A 16201-nucleotide genomic window follows, 5' to 3' on the forward strand; every position below is an offset into this window, starting at 1 on the left:
AAAAAGGGAGAACGTTAGTTCTCCCTTTTTTGCCCCAAATCTACCATGAACTTAACCTACTTATGTTATGGTTCAGCCAAATTAGAGTATTTCTATAGTATCAAATAATCTTTTAGATTAAGTGCTTTAATATTAGATAAAGCGATGTGCTATTAGCGCTTTACTTTAGAATTAATAAGCACGTTGATTATTACCTTCGAAAAAGTTAATAAATGCTCTGTTTACTACACGGTTTCCTCCAGGTGTTGGATAATTTCCTGTAAAGTACCAGTCACCTAAATTCTTAGGACACGCTTTATTTAAATTTTCTACACTTTGAAAAATAGTATGTACTTCTGCATTAATCGTATCATCCGAAATTAGCACCGCTATTTTTTCCGAAATCTCATCATCTGTAAATTGGTCGTATAACTCTTTTACAAAATTCTGAATTTTAGTGTCTTTTAAATCTACCTGAGCTTTACACTTATTGTAAACTTCTTCAACTAAATGATATTTATTATTATCCTTAAGTAAGCTTAACATGGCTCTAAAAGCAACTAAGCCTTCAAGGTTTGCCATATCTATACCGTAACAATCTGGATAGCGAATTTGTGGTGCAGACGATACAACAACTATACGTTTAGGGTGTAAACGGTCTAGCATTCTAATAATACTTTTCTTAAGCGTTGTACCACGAACAATACTATCGTCTATAATTACAATATTATCGGTGTTTTTAATCACGCCATAAGTTACATCGTAAACGTGCTCTACTAAATCGTCACGACTACTATCTTCGGTAATAAACGTACGAAGTTTAGCATCTTTAATGGCGATTTTTTCAATTCTTGGACGTTCTTTTAAAATGTCGGTAACTTGCTCTTCAGACAGATCTTTACCTTCAATTATAGCTTTAGTCTTTCTTTTATTTAAATAATCTTCAACAGATTCTATCATTCCGAAAAATGATGATTCTGCAGTGTTAGGAATATAAGAGAAAACAGAATTTTTAGTGTCGTAATTAATTGTTTCAAGAACTTTAGGCATTAATAATTTACCTAATGTTTTACGTTCTTGATAGATTTCTGCATCACTTCCTCTAGAGAAATAAATGCGTTCGAAAGAACATGCTTTACGCTCTGTAGGTTCTAAAATCTTTTCAATTTTAACTTTTCCAGATTTTTTTGTGATGATAGCATGACCAGGATCCAATTCTTTAACCTTATCAAAATCTACATTAAAAACGGTTTGAATTACTGGACGTTCTGAAGCCACTACAACAACTTCGTCGTCTTGGTAATAATACGCTGGCCTAATTCCTGCAGGATCTCTTAAAACAAAAGAATCTCCGTGACCTAACATTCCGGCCATGGCATAACCACCATCGAAATTCTTAGCGGCTCTTTTTAATATTTTACCAACATTTAAGCGTTCTGCAATTATTGGCGAACATTCGGTTTTAGATAAACCTTCTGCTTTTAATTGTTTGTATTTTTTTGCAACAGCATCGTCTAAGAAATGACCGATTTTCTCCATTATAGTAATGGTGTCTGCTTTTTCTTTTGGATGTTGTCCGATACGAATTAAATTATCGAATAACTCGGTAACATTGGTCATGTTAAAGTTACCAGCAAGAATTAAATTCCTGTGCATCCAGTTGTTTTGTCTTAAAAACGGGTGTACACTTTCTACGCTATTTTTCCCAAAAGTTCCGTAACGTACATGTCCTAAAAGCACTTCTCCTATATAAGGAATATGTCTTTTTTGTAGAGCCACATCGTTATTATACTCTGGATTCTCTATTAACTCTTGATTTATCCTTTCGTTAATTTGGGCGAATATATCTTGAATAGGTTGTTGAGCATTAGATCGTACCCTGCTAATGTAGCGTTCACCTGGTTGAGTGTCTAATTTAATACTTGCAAAACCAGCACCATCTTGACCACGATTGTGTTGTTTTTCCATCATTAAATACATTTTATTTACACCGTAAAATGCAGTACCATATTTCTCTTTATAGTATTCTAATGGTTTTAAAAGTCTTATGAGTGCTATACCGCACTCATGTTTTAAAGCATCGCTCATTGTATATATAATAAAATTAATTAAAAAACGCGCTATTTTATAAGCGCGTGTTTTTTATGATAAATCTATATTGAATGTTGTTAACTCCTTAAATTGTTGCAGTCGAGTGTTTAACTCTTCTGTCTTGACCTTTTGCAAACGCTCAGTTCCGAATTTTTCGACGCAGAAGGATGCTAAGGCAGAACCATAAATAATGGCGGTTTTCATATTTTCGAAGGTGTATTCTCCAGAGTTTGCTAAGAATCCAGCAAATCCACCCGCAAAAGTATCTCCAGCTCCTGTCGGATCAAATACACTTTTTAATGGTAATGCAGGGGCAGAGAAAATTTCGTCTTTATGAAACAATAAAGCACCGTGTTCTCCTTTTTTAATAACCACATATTGTGGTCCTAATTCAAAGATTTTTTGTGCGGCATTAACTAAAGAATACTCTCCCGTTAATTGTCTTGCTTCTTCATCGTTAATGGTAAGAACATCTATTCTTGCAATTACTTTATGTAAATCTTCAAGAGCATTGTCCATCCAAAAATCCATAGTATCTAGGATTGCTAACTTGGGCTTAGTCGTCATTTGGTCTAAAACACCAAGTTGTACTAAGGGATGTAAGTTTCCTAACATAACCACTTCAGCATTTTTATAGGCTTCAGGGACAACAGGATTAAAATCGGCTAATACATTTAGTTCTGTAACTAAAGTATCTCTAGAATTCATGTCGTAATGGTAACGGCCACTCCAAAAGAATGTTTTTCCGTCTTTTACGATTTCTAAACCAGAGATGTCGATGTTTCTATTAGATAATAATTCTAGATAGTCTTGCGGGAAATCATTTCCTACTACAGAAACGACAGCACTGTCTAAATTAAACTGCGAAGCAGATAACCCGATGTAAGTGGCCGCGCCACCAAGAATTTTGTCAGTTTTTCCGAATGGGGTTTCAATAGCATCAAAAGCTACAGTCCCAACGATTACTAATTGGCTCATAAGGAGGTGTCAAATTTTTTGGCAAATATAGCCTTTATGTATGAATAGCGGTAATATAATCTTCTTAAAATAAAACCAAATTATATTCTAGTAATGAGGTTGTTATATTTATTTTCTACCAAAATCCGCAGGAATTTCTCCCCAGGCTTTAGTTTCCCATTTTACTATTGTTGTTACGTAGTCGTTATTTTTTAGCCAACTTACAGCGCGATCTATTAAATCGAACACATCTTTATTCTTGTCGGTGCGCTCTAACTTGGTATTGCATTTTTTTTTCTTAACCCAGCTCATGGCTGTTCTAGAATCGGTGTATATTAATAGGTTACTGTTGTTTTTTTTAAGTAAAGCCAAACCGTGCACTATCGCTAAAAACTCGCCAATATTATTAGTACCTTGTTTAAAAGGACCTTGTATAAAAAGTTGCTTTTTAGATTTTGTGTCTACCCCACGGTATTCCATAATACCAGGATTACCACTGGAAGCGGCATCTACGGCAATAGAGTTGTAATTGGGTTGACCTATTTTTTTTAGTTGTTCTGAAGTCAATCCGCTTGTAAACGATTTATTGCCAATAAAATCTTTGGGATTACTATTTAGTGCATGTTTTGCTGCGGCTAAAGTTGGAAAAGATTTGTAAACAGCACTTGGGTAGTCTTTAGTTTGCGCTTTACACGCATTCCAAGTGTCGTAAACCCCGGGTTTGTGCCCTTTCCAAACGGTATAATATTTCTTTTTTTTTGACATTTAGCTTAACTAAAAAATGTGTTTCTGTATTTTACTTTAATAGTTGCTCTACAACTAGCGGAAAATGTTTCATTTCTAACTCATGAATTTTGCTGGCCACATCTGTAGCAGTATCTGTAGCTAATACAGGGCAAGTGGCTTGAAAAATGGTTGCACCTTCATCGTAATTTTCATTTACATAATGAATCGTAATTCCTGTTTCGGTTTCTTTATTGGCTACTACAGCTTCGTGCACATGCATTCCGTACATGCCTTTTCCTCCAAATTTAGGTAGCAGGGCGGGATGTACGTTTATTACCTTATTAGGGTAAGCATTTAGAATAACTTCGGGGAATTTCCATAAAAAACCTGCTAAAACAATAAGATCCGGCTTTGCACTATGTAATAGGTTTAAAACGTCGTCTGTTTTAGTGAAAGCCATCCGATTAAAGGATAATGCGCTCACATTTAATTGCTTACATCTGTCTAGGACTTTGGCATGAGGATTGTTGGTAAGAACAAGTGTAACTGAAGCTTCAGATTTTGAATTAAAATATTTTATTAAGTTTTCAGCATTCGATCCTGATCCAGAAGCGAAAATTACAATACGTTTCATGTGTTATAGTTTTTGTTTTAAAAGTATTAGAATCCTTGTAAACACTGATGGTTACTCCTTGAAAAGGCACTCCTGTTTATTTACAATATCAGGAGTAAATTAAAATACTTTTGTGCAAAATTAAATTACTTCAGTTTAAATTTGTTAATTTACATTCACTATTTTCAAACTAAAAGCGTGTTTTAAAATAAAGTTTTTTATTTTTGCACCTTATTTAAAACTTAAAATTAAAGATTATGTCAGACATTGCATCAAGAGTAAAAGCGATTATCGTAGACAAATTAGGTGTTGATGAAAACGAAGTTGTAACTGAAGCTAGCTTCACAAACGACCTAGGAGCAGATTCATTAGACACTGTAGAATTAATTATGGAATTCGAAAAAGAATTCGATATTCAAATTCCAGATGATCAAGCAGAAAACATTGCAACAGTTGGTCAAGCTATTACTTATATAGAAGCTGCAAAATAAGGAGAGATTTTTATGGAACTAAAGCGAGTAGTTGTTACAGGTTTAGGAGCGCTAACTCCGATTGGAAATACCAAGGATGAATATTGGGATGCTCTAATTAGCGGGAAAAGTGGGGCTGGGCCTATAACTTATTTTGATGCTGAAAAGTTCAAAACTAAGTTCGCTTGCGAATTAAAAAACTTTAATCCTACCGATTTTCTTGACAGAAAAGAGGCTCGTAAGATGGATAGATTTACTCAGTACGCTATGGTAGCTTCAGACGAAGCTATCTTAGATGCTAAGTTAGATTTAAATGTCGTTAATAAATTACGAGTAGGTGTAATTTGGGGAGCTGGAATTGGTGGTTTAGAAACATTCCAAAACGAAGTTTTAAACTTTGCCGCAGGCGATGGTTCACCGCGATTCAACCCATTTTTTATACCTAAAATGATTGCTGATATAGCACCAGGTAACATTTCTATTAAACATGGATTTATGGGACCTAACTATACAACAGTTTCGGCTTGTGCTTCTTCTGCAAATGCAATGATAGACGCTCTAAACTATATCCGTTTAGGTCAATGCGATGTTATTGTTACAGGAGGTAGTGAAGCTGCTGTTACTATTGCAGGAATGGGTGGTTTTAATGCTATGCACGCCTTATCTACTAGAAATGAAAGTCCAGAAACAGCATCTAGACCTTTTGACGCTACCAGAGATGGTTTTGTGTTAGGAGAAGGTGCAGGGGCAATTATTCTTGAAGAATATGAGCATGCAAAAGCAAGAGGCGCTAAAATTTATGCAGAAGTAATGGGTGGAGGAATGTCATCAGATGCATATCATATGACGGCTCCACATCCAGAAGGTATAGGCGTTATAGCTGTAATGAGAAATTGTTTAGAAAATGCAGGTTTAAAACCAGAAGATGTAGACCATATTAATACACATGGAACTTCTACACCACTTGGGGACGTGGCCGAATTAAAAGCGATTTCTGAAGTTTTTGGTGAACATGCTAAAAACATCAACATCAATTCAACAAAATCTATGACAGGTCACTTGTTAGGTGCGGCCGGTGCTGTAGAGTCTATTGCTGCTATTTTAGCAATGGAATATGGTATTGTTCCTCCAACAATTAATCACGAAGTGGTAGATGAAAGAATTGACCCAGAATTAAACTTAACACTTAACAAAGCTCAAAAACGCGATGTTAAAGTAGTTATGAGTAATACGTTTGGATTTGGCGGTCACAACGCTTGTGTATTATTCAGAAAATTAGAAGACTAAAATCGAATGAAATACATTCGTAACATATTAAATTCCCGTTTTAAAAATAACGGGAATTTTTTTGTTTCTCTTACCAAAATTTTAGGGTTCAGACCTAAAAACGAAAGTATCTACCGGACGGCATTTACCCATCGCTCTATGAATATTAGAGACAAAAAGGGAAACGCTATTAACTACGAACGACTAGAGTTTTTAGGAGATGCCATGTTGGGTTCTGTAATTGCGTCTCACTTATATAAAGAAGCGCCTGCAGGAGACGAAGGGTATCTAACTAAAATGCGTTCTAAGATTGTTAGCCGAGAACACTTAAACGAATTAGGTCGCGATTTACAGTTAATAGACTTAATTGAAAGTAAAATACCTAAAGGTCAGTTTGGAGACAATATTCACGGAAATTTATTCGAAGCTTTAGTTGGTGCTATTTATTTGGATGGAGGCTTTAAATACTGCGAGAAATTTATTTACAAACGCATTATTGATCCTTTTGTAGATATAAGCAAGTTAGAAGGTAAAGTAATTAGCTACAAAAGTTTACTTATCGAGTGGTGCCAGAAAGAAAAGAAAACATTCGAATATAATGTGTACGACGATACAGGTATTGATCAGGTTAGACATTTTGCTGTAAAATTAGCTATCGATAAAAAAATTGTGGCTAAAGCACGCGCAACTTCTAAAAAGAAAGCCGAAGAAAAAGCTTCTAAGCGTGCATTTTTTGTGTTTCAAAACGAAATTTCAAAAAACCACTAATTTCATGTCATTTAGCCAAATTTTTTGTGAAATTTAAGGCAAACTAAAACGATTTCGTAAAAATATAACAATAAGTTAAGCCTAAAGTTAATTTATTAATGTTTATAAATGTTATCTTTACATACATAACGTAACGATTATGGCCATTCATAAACTTAATCTTGAGGACTTTCTAGAAGACGTCGATTATATTTTAATTGCCATACATAGTAGGTTAGAAGATTATAGATTAGCATATTATTTAAATAGCAATCTAAAATTAAACTTAGAAAGAAGAGCTCAAGATATTGATTACAAATATTTTTCGGCTTCTTACCCCATTTTCGAATGGAAGGACAACGCAAATTTAATTACATATAATTTGGTGTCCAATATTTGTAAACGTGAAGAGGATAGCTTACAAAGCTCAGGTTCTCTGTTTGCAAATGAAGAAAAAATTATAAAGTCTTATAACTTAGTTCCTGAGTTAAAAAATGTAGATTATTTAATGAAGATTACAAAGGAAGACTTACAAATAAGTGAACAATTAATAGTAAATAAAATCCAACAAATACCAGAAGTTATAACAACTTACATGGTAGATGTGGATCAGTTAAAATCGAAAGACAATTTAATTTTTAATTAATGTTGAAAAGAAAGAAGACCAAAATAGTGGCCACCCTAGGGCCAGCGACGAGTACGAAGGAAGTTTTAAAAGGGATGTTAGACGAAGGAGCTGACGTGTTTAGAATTAATTTTTCTCATGCTGATTATGCAGATGTCGCAGAACGTGTTAAAATGATTCGTGAGTTAAATGATGAATTCGGTTACAATGCTGCGATCTTAGGTGATTTACAAGGTCCAAAGCTTCGTGTAGGTGTAATGAAAGAGGAAGTTTTTGTAAACCCTGGAGACGAGATAATCTTTGCTACTGGCGAAAGATTTGAAGGTACAAAGGAACGTGTTTACATGACCTACAAACAATTCCCACAAGATGCTAAAGCAGGTGAACGTATTCTTCTTGACGACGGAAAATTAATTTTTGAAGTTGTATCTACTAACGAGGTAGACGAAGTTACTGCAAGAGTTATTCAAGGAGGTCCGTTAAAATCTAAAAAAGGTGTTAACCTTCCTAATACTAATATCTCGCAACCCGCACTTACCGAAAAAGATATCGAAGATGCTATTTTTGCATGTTCTTTAAAAGTAGATTGGATGGCATTATCTTTTGTGCGTCATGCGGAAGATTTAATGCAATTACAAGAACTGATTAAAGAACACAGTGAAGAAAAAATTCCAATAATTGCTAAAATTGAAAAACCAGAAGCGGTAGAAAATATCGATAAAATCGTGGCGTATTGCGATGGTTTAATGGTAGCTCGTGGTGATTTAGGAGTTGAAATTCCTGCAGAGGAAGTACCATTAATTCAGAAGCAATTAGTACTATGTGCTAAAAAAGCAAGAATACCGGTTATTATTGCAACGCAAATGATGGAAACTATGATAGATAGTTTAACACCAACGCGTGCCGAAGTAAACGATGTTGCCAACTCTGTAATGGATGGTGCAGATGCTGTAATGCTTTCTGGAGAAACTTCTGTTGGGCAATACCCAATTCAAGTTATTAAACAAATGTCGAATATTATTAAAAGTGTAGAAGATTCACCACTTATTAAAGTGCCACAATCTCCGCCACATATTCGTACAAAACGTTATATTACAAAATCTATATGTTTCCACGCCGCAAACATGGCAAACGAAATTAACGCACAAGCTATATCTACACTAACAAATAGTGGATATACAGCGTTCCAAATTTCAGCATGGAGACCTTCAGCTCATATTCTAGTATTTACATCTAACAGACGTATTTTAACGCAACTTAATTTATTATGGGGTGTGAAAGCGTTTTACTACGATAAATTTGTTAGTACAGACGAAACAATTGAAGATGTTAATAAATTAGCTTGCGAAAAAGGATATTTAGAAGAAGGTAATATGTTAATTAGTTTAGCAGCGATGCCTATTCAAGATAAAGGAATGGTGAATACATTACGTGTGTCAGAGATTAAGTTATAATCACTGGTGGGTATAGTTTACCTAAATTATATAAAAGCCTCATTAACGTTTGTTAATGGGGCTTTTTTGTGCGTTATAATATAAAGTTTAAGCTTGATAAAGCTCTCTGTTTAAAAATACTATTTAAACAAAAAAGACTGCCTGTTAAGGCAGTCTTTTCTATGTATTATAAATATAGATTAGATCTAGAAAACTCCAATAAAGTGGCTTCCTTCTGCGTTAACTAATTCTGCACCTTTAGTAACTTCACCTGTTTCTGTTTCTACAACGTAAATGTTTCCATTTTCACCAACAGGAGCCTGAGTTAAATAAATTTCTGTACCGTCAACAACAAAACCTTGGTATTGGAATAAGTAGAAATCTGGATCGTAAGGGATACCTTCAATCTTTTGAGCTGTTTTCGTATTTAAATCGGCAAGAGCAAAAAATCCTTGAGCACCTGCTACACCTTCAGCAGAACCATCATGACGGTAAGCTATAACTGCTTTACCATTAGATGCTGGTCTCCAAGCTAAAATATACGCACCTTGAACTCCTAAAGCATCATCTAAATTAAAGTCGTATGTGTTATCGTATTGGTTATTAGCATCAATTTTTAAGATGTGAGAACCTTCTGGGTCACTTTGGTTTGCTTGGTACACACTTCCGTTATATTCGAAAGCATTAATACTACGGTAACCGTTCGTGTTTCCGTGTCCTACTGTAGACGTAATTACTGTTGGATTTTCTAAAGTTGGATAATCTAAAATGATAGTTTTAGAACCTAAAATTTCGTAATCGCTATCGCTTTCAGTCGTTGTAGGGTCTACTTTACTTAAACGCGCACCAATATATAATTTATCTCCCGCTGCATTTAAAGTAGGCATGTCAATTCTTGAGAAATAATATCCTTTAGCTTCTTCTTCATCACTTAATGGTATTTCAAGTTCTGAAAATTTTATAATCGAAGAGTTTACTAAATCTAAAGTTACTACACCCATTGTTGCTTTTGTACGGATATAAGAATCGTCTGTAACATCGTCTGCGGTACCATTATCGTCTATTTCATTTTCTGTATTTACATAAACAGCTGCTCCTGTTTTGTCTCCGTCAAATAATTTGATCCATCGTGGTGCTGTTCCTACATAAGGAGCAATACTTACTGCTGTACCAGAAGGTGTAAATGTTTGTCCTCCCTCTGCAATATACTTGGTGTAATTTCCACCAGTATCTCCAGCATAGCTAATATTAAATATAGTACTACCGTCTTCAGAAGATTGTAATCTAGCAGTTCTATTCGATGGAGCTACAAATCCATTGTCAAAAGGAGATACAGATACTGTAGGGTCTTTTGCATCTGTACTAGTAATAGAGTAAATTAATGTACCTCCATTACCGTCTCCTGGCGTTTCACCCATTCTAGCTCCGGCTACGGTTATCCATCTGGTATCTGTACCTGGATCTGTACCGTTACCTGGGTCTGTGTCTCCGTCTGTATCATCACTACTACAAGAACTTATTAGTCCCATGGCTAGCGTTGCTACTATAATTGTTCTGAAATTTAAAAAATTACGTTTCATATTTAAAAAAATATTTAGTATTAAAATTTATTGATTGTATAATTAAGTTTTAAGTAAAATGCACGTCCAGGTTTTTGAACAGATAAGTTATCGTAAACCGCTTCGTCGAATATGTTTTTTATATCGAAACTCATCACAAGTTTTCTGTTTGGGAACGCATAGCTCGCTCCAAAATCTTGTGCTAATTGTTGTGGTACTTTAAAGAAATCGTCTCCAACTACATTAGACCCCAGAGGTGTTAGGTATGAAAACTCATCTGTGAAATACATGGTGTAATACAGATTTAATTGTGATTTTTTCTGAATTAAATCTTTAAACGAATAACGTAGGCTACCATTCATAGTAAAGAATGGTGTGTTAGGAATATCTATTTTTGTTCCACGATCTGTAGTCGTTGTTAAGTCGAAATGTGACACGTTAAAGTTGAATCCGAAATTATTATTGAAAGTATAATCTAATTGTACATCGATTCCTTTAGATTTTGCATTCCCTTGATTAACATATAAAATGGTTTCGTCGTCTACATTTAAAGAGGTTTCAATAGGTAAGCCAATACGATCTGTCATGTCTCTAATGAAAAAATTAGTAGACACACTAAAATCATGTTTTTTAATGGTATAATTTCCGTATCTGAATCCTAAATTATAGTTCTTACTTTTTTCAGGCTGAATGCTTGGATTAGCTACCACATTATCTCCGTCGTTACCAAATACTTCAGTTTCATCAGGTAAACGAATAGCCTTTTCTGCTGAAGCTAATATTGAAATGTGTGGAATAACTTCATAGGACAAAGCAAAACCATAACCGTTATCTTTATTATTACTTTCTGTAATTTCCTCAACAATTTGCTGATTTCCATTAGAATCGGTTCCTAAATCAGGATCGATGTTAACCGTTTTTTGTTGATAATATTTCCAAAATACATTCGATTTTAGTCTGTCATCAAATGCGTTTAATTCGTAGGTTACGGAAACTATATTTTTATTTAAATCTCTAGTACCAACAAATGTGTTTTCTAGAAGCGATTTCATTTCGTCACTGTCTTCTCGGTCTATACCACTGTAAACATGATTAAGCAAAATTTTGTGGTTATCGTTTATTTCATAAGAAATTCCAGATCTAATCGAGGCTACATTTCTTTTAATTGTTGCTAATGTCGGACCGCCTTCTTGTTGCGATAGCCAAGTATATTTGTATTCGTCTCCTTTATAATCGATAGCTCTTTCGCCCGCCCAACTATACGCCCAAGGCATAGTATCGTTAACCACTCGGTTTCTAGTTCCGTAAACACCATGTACATTTACATCTAACCCTTTGGTAAATAAATCTCTCTTTTGGTAGGTTAAACTTCCAAGTGTAGCATCAGACTCTAAAAACCTGTCTTTATAAGGTGTAATAGTCATAAAAGCACCATGTTGCACTTCTTTATAATCGTCTGATCCTGTTAAACCAATAAAGAATTGATCTGCCCATTTTACATCGGTAAATCCAATTTGAGCCATTCCTCCAACAGATTCGTAGGCGTCATTAAATCGTCTAGCCGTTATTGGTGTTTGTACACCACCTAAACCAGTAACCACAACACTTCTGCCTGAAACTTTATAATCGTTATCCGAACTGTTATAAAAACCAGATGCCTTTACTGTAAATCCAGACTTGTCAAAACGATATAAACCATTAAGGCTTGTCTGTAAGGTATTAAACGAACCATATGAAATAGATGCGTTTAAATTGTTTTTAGCGCCTTTATGAAGTACAATGTTTATGGCTCCACCCAGTGCATCGTCTGCTAAATACCCAGGAACGACACCTTTAAAAACTTCAATTCGTTTAATCATGGACGGCGGAATACTATTTAAACTAAATGAAGAACCATAAACCGAAATAGGTATACCGTCTATAAAAATACGAACAGCACTTCCGGACAATCCATTTAAGCTGTATTGAACATCTGATCCTAATCCTCCGTTTTGGCGGATATTTACACCTGCACTTGTTCTTAGTAATTCGTTAGTTTGAACATTTCTCAAACCAGTCTCTTTTGTTTCTATAACGTTAACAGCAAACCCTTCGTCTTCAATCTTCTCTTTAGTGGTTTTAGATTTTACTAAAATTTCTTCTAAATCTTGGTATTCAGAAAATTTTATAACCGTATTGTGAATGTCTTTAGAAGAATTATGAACGACCTCTATAGTAAGTGAATTGGCATTTAGTGAGTTCATTTGGATACTATATGTCCCAAATGGAATATTCTTAAAGCTATAGTCACCATCAATACCTGTCGAAGTTTCTTTAGTAAGATTGTTTCCTGTTAAAACTATATGTGCGCCTAATACAGGTTCGTTATTATCGAAAATAACATTCCCTTTTAAAGTGCCTTGCTGTGCAAAAGCAATACAACTTAATAATATAAGAAAAATGGTAAGGTGGCCCTTTTTATAGGTCATTAGTCTAAAATTTAAGGCAAAATTAACTTTATTTAGACTTAGTACAAATAAAAATAATAGAATTGAGGATATTTTTAATTCTCTGTATGTTTGGTGTATTTTTTTTAATTAAAATGATTCTAAATTGCTAATTGTGCAATGTAAAGTGGTGATGAATGATAATTGTTAATTTAAAGATATCGCTTTAACTCTAAATGTATGAATGTGAAGGGAATCTGAACACGAATTAAAACCGAAACTGTAATTGCATGCTTATACTTTTGTCTTCGCTTTTTTTACCAGGTTTTTCTGTGTTTAAATTGGAAATCGATATACCTAATAAACGCACAGAATTGGTTAATTCTTCCTGTATAAGTAACGATTTTACAGTGTCCATAATTAAGTCGGCATCACTTATAAAATAATGTAGAGATTTACTTCTGGTTTGTAATGTAAAATCGCTGTATTTAATTTTTAAGGTTACGGTTTTTCCAGCGACTTTGTTGGTTTTTAATCGTTTTGAAACTTCCTCAGAGATGTGTTTTAATTTTTCTAGCATAAATATTTCACTAGATAAATTTTCGCTAAATGTGCGTTCGGCAGCGAGCGATTTTCTAATCCTGTTAGGTTTAACCTCGCTATTGTGGATACCGCGTACAACGTGATAGTAATAGGAACCAGATTTTCCAAAATGTGATTCTAAATAGTCTATAGATTTTAATTTAAGATCTTTCCCGGTATAAATACCTAGTTGATACATTTTTTCGGCAGTTACCTTTCCAACGCCATAAAATTTTCTAATATCTAAATCTTCAAGAAACGGTAAAACATCTTCTGGATTTACTGTTTTTTGTCCGTTGGGCTTGTTGTAATCGCTAGCCACTTTAGCTATAAACTTGTTAATTGAGATCCCAGCAGAAGCGGTTAACCCAACTTCTTTTAAAATACGACTCCTAATTTCTTCGGCTATTAGTGAGGCACTCGGGTTTCCTTTTTTATTAATGGTAACATCTAGATACGCTTCGTCTAGAGATAGGGGTTCAACCAAATCGGTATAGTCGAAAAATATCTTTCTAATCTGCTTAGATATTTCCTTGTAACGATCAAACCGAGGTTTTACAAAAATCAATTCGGGACAATTACGCTTAGCTTGTATGCCACTCATAGCACTTTTTACACCAAAAGTTCTGGCTTCGTAACTTGCAGCGCTAACAACACCACGTTTTTCACTGCCGCCAACGGCAATTGCCTTACCTTTAAGTTCAGGAAAATCCATTTGTTCTACAGATGCGTAAAAGGCATCCATATCGACATGTATTATTTTTCTTATCGGAAAATTTGACTCCATCATTTAGTACAGTAATACTATGGTTTTTTGCAATGTGTTTCGTATACTATAACACAAATTTAAATAACTTTATAACAGTAAAATTAAACTTATGGGGAAAACAGCTATTGTATTAGGGGCAACGGGTTTAACTGGTAGTCATTTAGTGAAATCACTGCTAAATAATAGTTATTACAGTCGTATTGTACTTTTTAGTAGATCGACTTGTGGCATACAGCATGCTAAAATTACAGAATATCTTATCGATTTGTTCGATTTAGATAGTTATAAAACATTATTTAGAGGCGATGTTGTGTTTTGTTGTATTGGAACCACAAAATCTAAAACTCCAGATAAAGCAAAATATCATAAGGTAGATTATGGAATTCCTGTAGCTGCAGCGACATTGTGTGTTCAAAATAATATAAATCGGTTTATATGTATTTCTGCCTTGGGTGCAGATGCAACAAGTAACGTTTTTTATAACCGAACTAAAGGGGAAATGCAGGCTGTTGTATTATCTTTAAACATTGAAAATACGTATATACTTCAACCTTCGCTAATTACAGGAGGCAGAGCAGAATTTAGATTGGGAGAATATATAGGTAAAATAATTATGGGAATAACTGCTCCGTTATTTGTGGGTAAGCTTAAAAGATATAAGCCTATACAGTCTAAAACAATAGCAACGGCAATGCTGTGGTTAGCAGAAAATACTTATGAGTTGCAGTGTATTCCTTCCGAAAAAATAAAAGAGATAGCAATTAAATATGATAGAAATAGAGCGTAAATTTTTAGTAGAATCTGATGTTTTTAAATCTGAAGCTTTTAAGCAAACTAAAATAATTCAAGGGTTTTTAAATACAGATAAAGCGCGTACTGTTCGTGTCCGTTTAAAAGGAAACGAAGGGTTTTTAACGGTAAAAGGACAGTCTACTAAAGATGGTTTAGAACGTTTCGAATGGGAGAAATCTATCGATAAATCCGATGCCGAAGCGCTTTTAAAATTATGTGAAGATGGTGTAATTGATAAAATTCGTTATGAAGTTAGAATGAATCAGCATGTTTTTGAAGTCGATGAATTTTTTGGTGATAATGCCGGATTGGTCGTAGCAGAAATAGAATTGAGTCATCCTACAGAGATTATCTCTAAACCACTTTGGCTAGGTAAAGAAGTTACTGGAGAGGTTAAATATTATAATTCACAACTTAGCAAACAACCGTATAAAACTTGGAAATAATGAAATATCTTATTGTAATATTAAGCGTTATCGTTATGGTAAGCTGTAAAGACCAGACAAAACAAGAACCACTAAATACAAGCATTAATCCTGTTGATACAATAGAAACATCTTCTAAAATAGATAGTTTAAAGATGTTGGAGCAGGTAGTTCCTGCACCTAAAAGTTATGCTGAAATTAAAGCGACATTGGCGGCTAAAGGTTTCGAGACTTACGATTTTGTCGATGAGGAAACTAAAGACACTATTTTAATGCAAAAGTATTTTATGGCCTTCTTAAAATCTGGAGCGATAAGAATTCAGAACGAAGAAGAGGCTCAAGAGCTTCAGGAAGCACATATGGCGTATTTTAGCAGATTGTATAAATTAGGATATACAGATATTTCTGGTATGTTCGGAGATCAGGGTAATGTAAGAGGTGTTACCATTTACAATGTGCCAACGCTTAAAATGGCAGATAGTTTAGCAAATGCAGATCCTATGGTTAAAGCTGGTCGTTTAGAAATTGAAGTGCGTCCGTGGTGGGCCGCAAAAGGATTCGAGCTACGTTAAATTTATTTTTAATAGTCCTTTCTTTAGATAGAAATAAATGAGACCTGATCTATATTCAATGTGATTTAGATATGCGTATTGTTCTCGTGACTATTTGTAATTCCAAACCGATTTAAAGCCGTTTAAAATTGTTATATTAGTGATAACGAGTAGTTTAAATTGTAAAATC

Annotated in this window: 15 protein-coding genes; 8 read left to right on the top strand and 7 right to left on the bottom strand. The window is 34.3% G+C overall.

Features of this window, described 5'->3' with window-relative positions:
* Positions 1-171: 171 nt before the first annotated feature.
* From ACKC83_RS05540 to purN, 4 genes are all read right to left on the bottom strand, one after another.
* On the bottom strand, positions 172-2067 hold the full coding sequence (locus ACKC83_RS05540; protein ID WP_414035767.1) for an amidophosphoribosyltransferase: 1896 nt from the start codon (positions 2065-2067) through the stop codon (positions 172-174).
* A gap of 54 nt (positions 2068-2121) precedes the next feature.
* Positions 2122-3048, bottom strand: coding sequence for a PfkB family carbohydrate kinase (locus ACKC83_RS05545; RefSeq protein WP_434037316.1), 927 nt, complete (start codon positions 3046-3048; stop codon positions 2122-2124).
* A 108-nt stretch (positions 3049-3156) separates the two neighbouring features.
* Complete coding sequence (locus ACKC83_RS05550) at positions 3157-3792, bottom strand: ribonuclease H1 domain-containing protein (protein ID WP_434037317.1); 636 nt, start codon at positions 3790-3792, stop codon at positions 3157-3159.
* Between the two features lie 31 nt (positions 3793-3823).
* Entirely contained in the window at positions 3824-4387 is a 564-nt protein-coding gene (gene purN / locus ACKC83_RS05555; protein WP_434037318.1) for a phosphoribosylglycinamide formyltransferase, read from the bottom strand.
* 236 nt (positions 4388-4623) lie between these two features.
* Here purN and ACKC83_RS05560 point away from each other — a divergent pair, with 236 nt between their 5' ends.
* The 5 genes from ACKC83_RS05560 (at position 4624) to pyk (ending at position 8928) form a co-directional block, all read left to right on the top strand.
* Positions 4624-4857: an acyl carrier protein gene (locus tag ACKC83_RS05560; protein ID WP_054728206.1), complete on the top strand. Its 234-nt coding sequence runs from the start codon at positions 4624-4626 to the stop codon at positions 4855-4857.
* A 12-nt stretch (positions 4858-4869) separates the two neighbouring features.
* A complete protein-coding gene (gene fabF / locus ACKC83_RS05565) occupies positions 4870-6123 on the top strand; it encodes a beta-ketoacyl-ACP synthase II (protein WP_414035763.1) in 1254 nt (417 codons plus the stop codon).
* A gap of 6 nt (positions 6124-6129) precedes the next feature.
* Positions 6130-6870 carry a ribonuclease III gene (gene rnc, locus ACKC83_RS05570; protein WP_414035762.1) on the top strand — a complete coding sequence of 247 codons (741 nt, stop codon included), beginning with the start codon at positions 6130-6132 and terminating at the stop codon, positions 6868-6870.
* A gap of 139 nt (positions 6871-7009) precedes the next feature.
* Positions 7010-7495 (top strand): IPExxxVDY family protein, encoded by a 486-nt coding sequence (locus tag ACKC83_RS05575; RefSeq protein WP_414035761.1) that lies wholly within the window; start codon positions 7010-7012, stop codon positions 7493-7495.
* Entirely contained in the window at positions 7495-8928 is a 1434-nt protein-coding gene (gene pyk / locus ACKC83_RS05580; RefSeq protein WP_414035760.1) for a pyruvate kinase, read from the top strand. The genes ACKC83_RS05575 and pyk overlap by 1 nt, the downstream gene beginning before the upstream one ends.
* A gap of 185 nt (positions 8929-9113) precedes the next feature.
* Here pyk and ACKC83_RS05585 read toward each other — a convergent pair whose 3' ends face one another.
* From ACKC83_RS05585 to dinB, 3 genes are all read right to left on the bottom strand, one after another.
* Entirely contained in the window at positions 9114-10487 is a 1374-nt protein-coding gene (locus ACKC83_RS05585) for a hypothetical protein (protein ID WP_434037319.1), read from the bottom strand.
* A gap of 20 nt (positions 10488-10507) precedes the next feature.
* A complete protein-coding gene (locus tag ACKC83_RS05590) occupies positions 10508-12934 on the bottom strand; it encodes a TonB-dependent receptor (protein ID WP_434037320.1) in 2427 nt (808 codons plus the stop codon).
* A 226-nt stretch (positions 12935-13160) separates the two neighbouring features.
* Positions 13161-14261 carry a DNA polymerase IV gene (gene dinB, locus ACKC83_RS05595; protein ID WP_434037764.1) on the bottom strand — a complete coding sequence of 367 codons (1101 nt, stop codon included), beginning with the start codon at positions 14259-14261 and terminating at the stop codon, positions 13161-13163.
* A 91-nt stretch (positions 14262-14352) separates the two neighbouring features.
* Here dinB and ACKC83_RS05600 point away from each other — a divergent pair, with 91 nt between their 5' ends.
* The 3 genes from ACKC83_RS05600 to ACKC83_RS05610 are packed head-to-tail and all read left to right on the top strand — an operon-like array spanning position 14353 to position 16032.
* Complete coding sequence (locus ACKC83_RS05600; RefSeq protein WP_434037321.1) at positions 14353-15030, top strand: NAD(P)H-binding protein; 678 nt, start codon at positions 14353-14355, stop codon at positions 15028-15030.
* Positions 15011-15481 carry a CYTH domain-containing protein gene (locus tag ACKC83_RS05605; RefSeq protein WP_414035755.1) on the top strand — a complete coding sequence of 157 codons (471 nt, stop codon included), beginning with the start codon at positions 15011-15013 and terminating at the stop codon, positions 15479-15481. Before ACKC83_RS05600 ends, ACKC83_RS05605 begins: the two co-directional genes overlap by 20 nt.
* Positions 15481-16032, top strand: coding sequence for a YciI family protein (locus tag ACKC83_RS05610; RefSeq protein WP_434037322.1), 552 nt, complete (start codon positions 15481-15483; stop codon positions 16030-16032). Before ACKC83_RS05605 ends, ACKC83_RS05610 begins: the two co-directional genes overlap by 1 nt.
* Positions 16033-16201 lie beyond the last annotated feature (169 nt).

It is taken from the genome of Formosa bonchosmolovskayae (assembly GCF_051016085.1).
GTDB lineage: Bacteria > Bacteroidota > Bacteroidia > Flavobacteriales > Flavobacteriaceae > Formosa.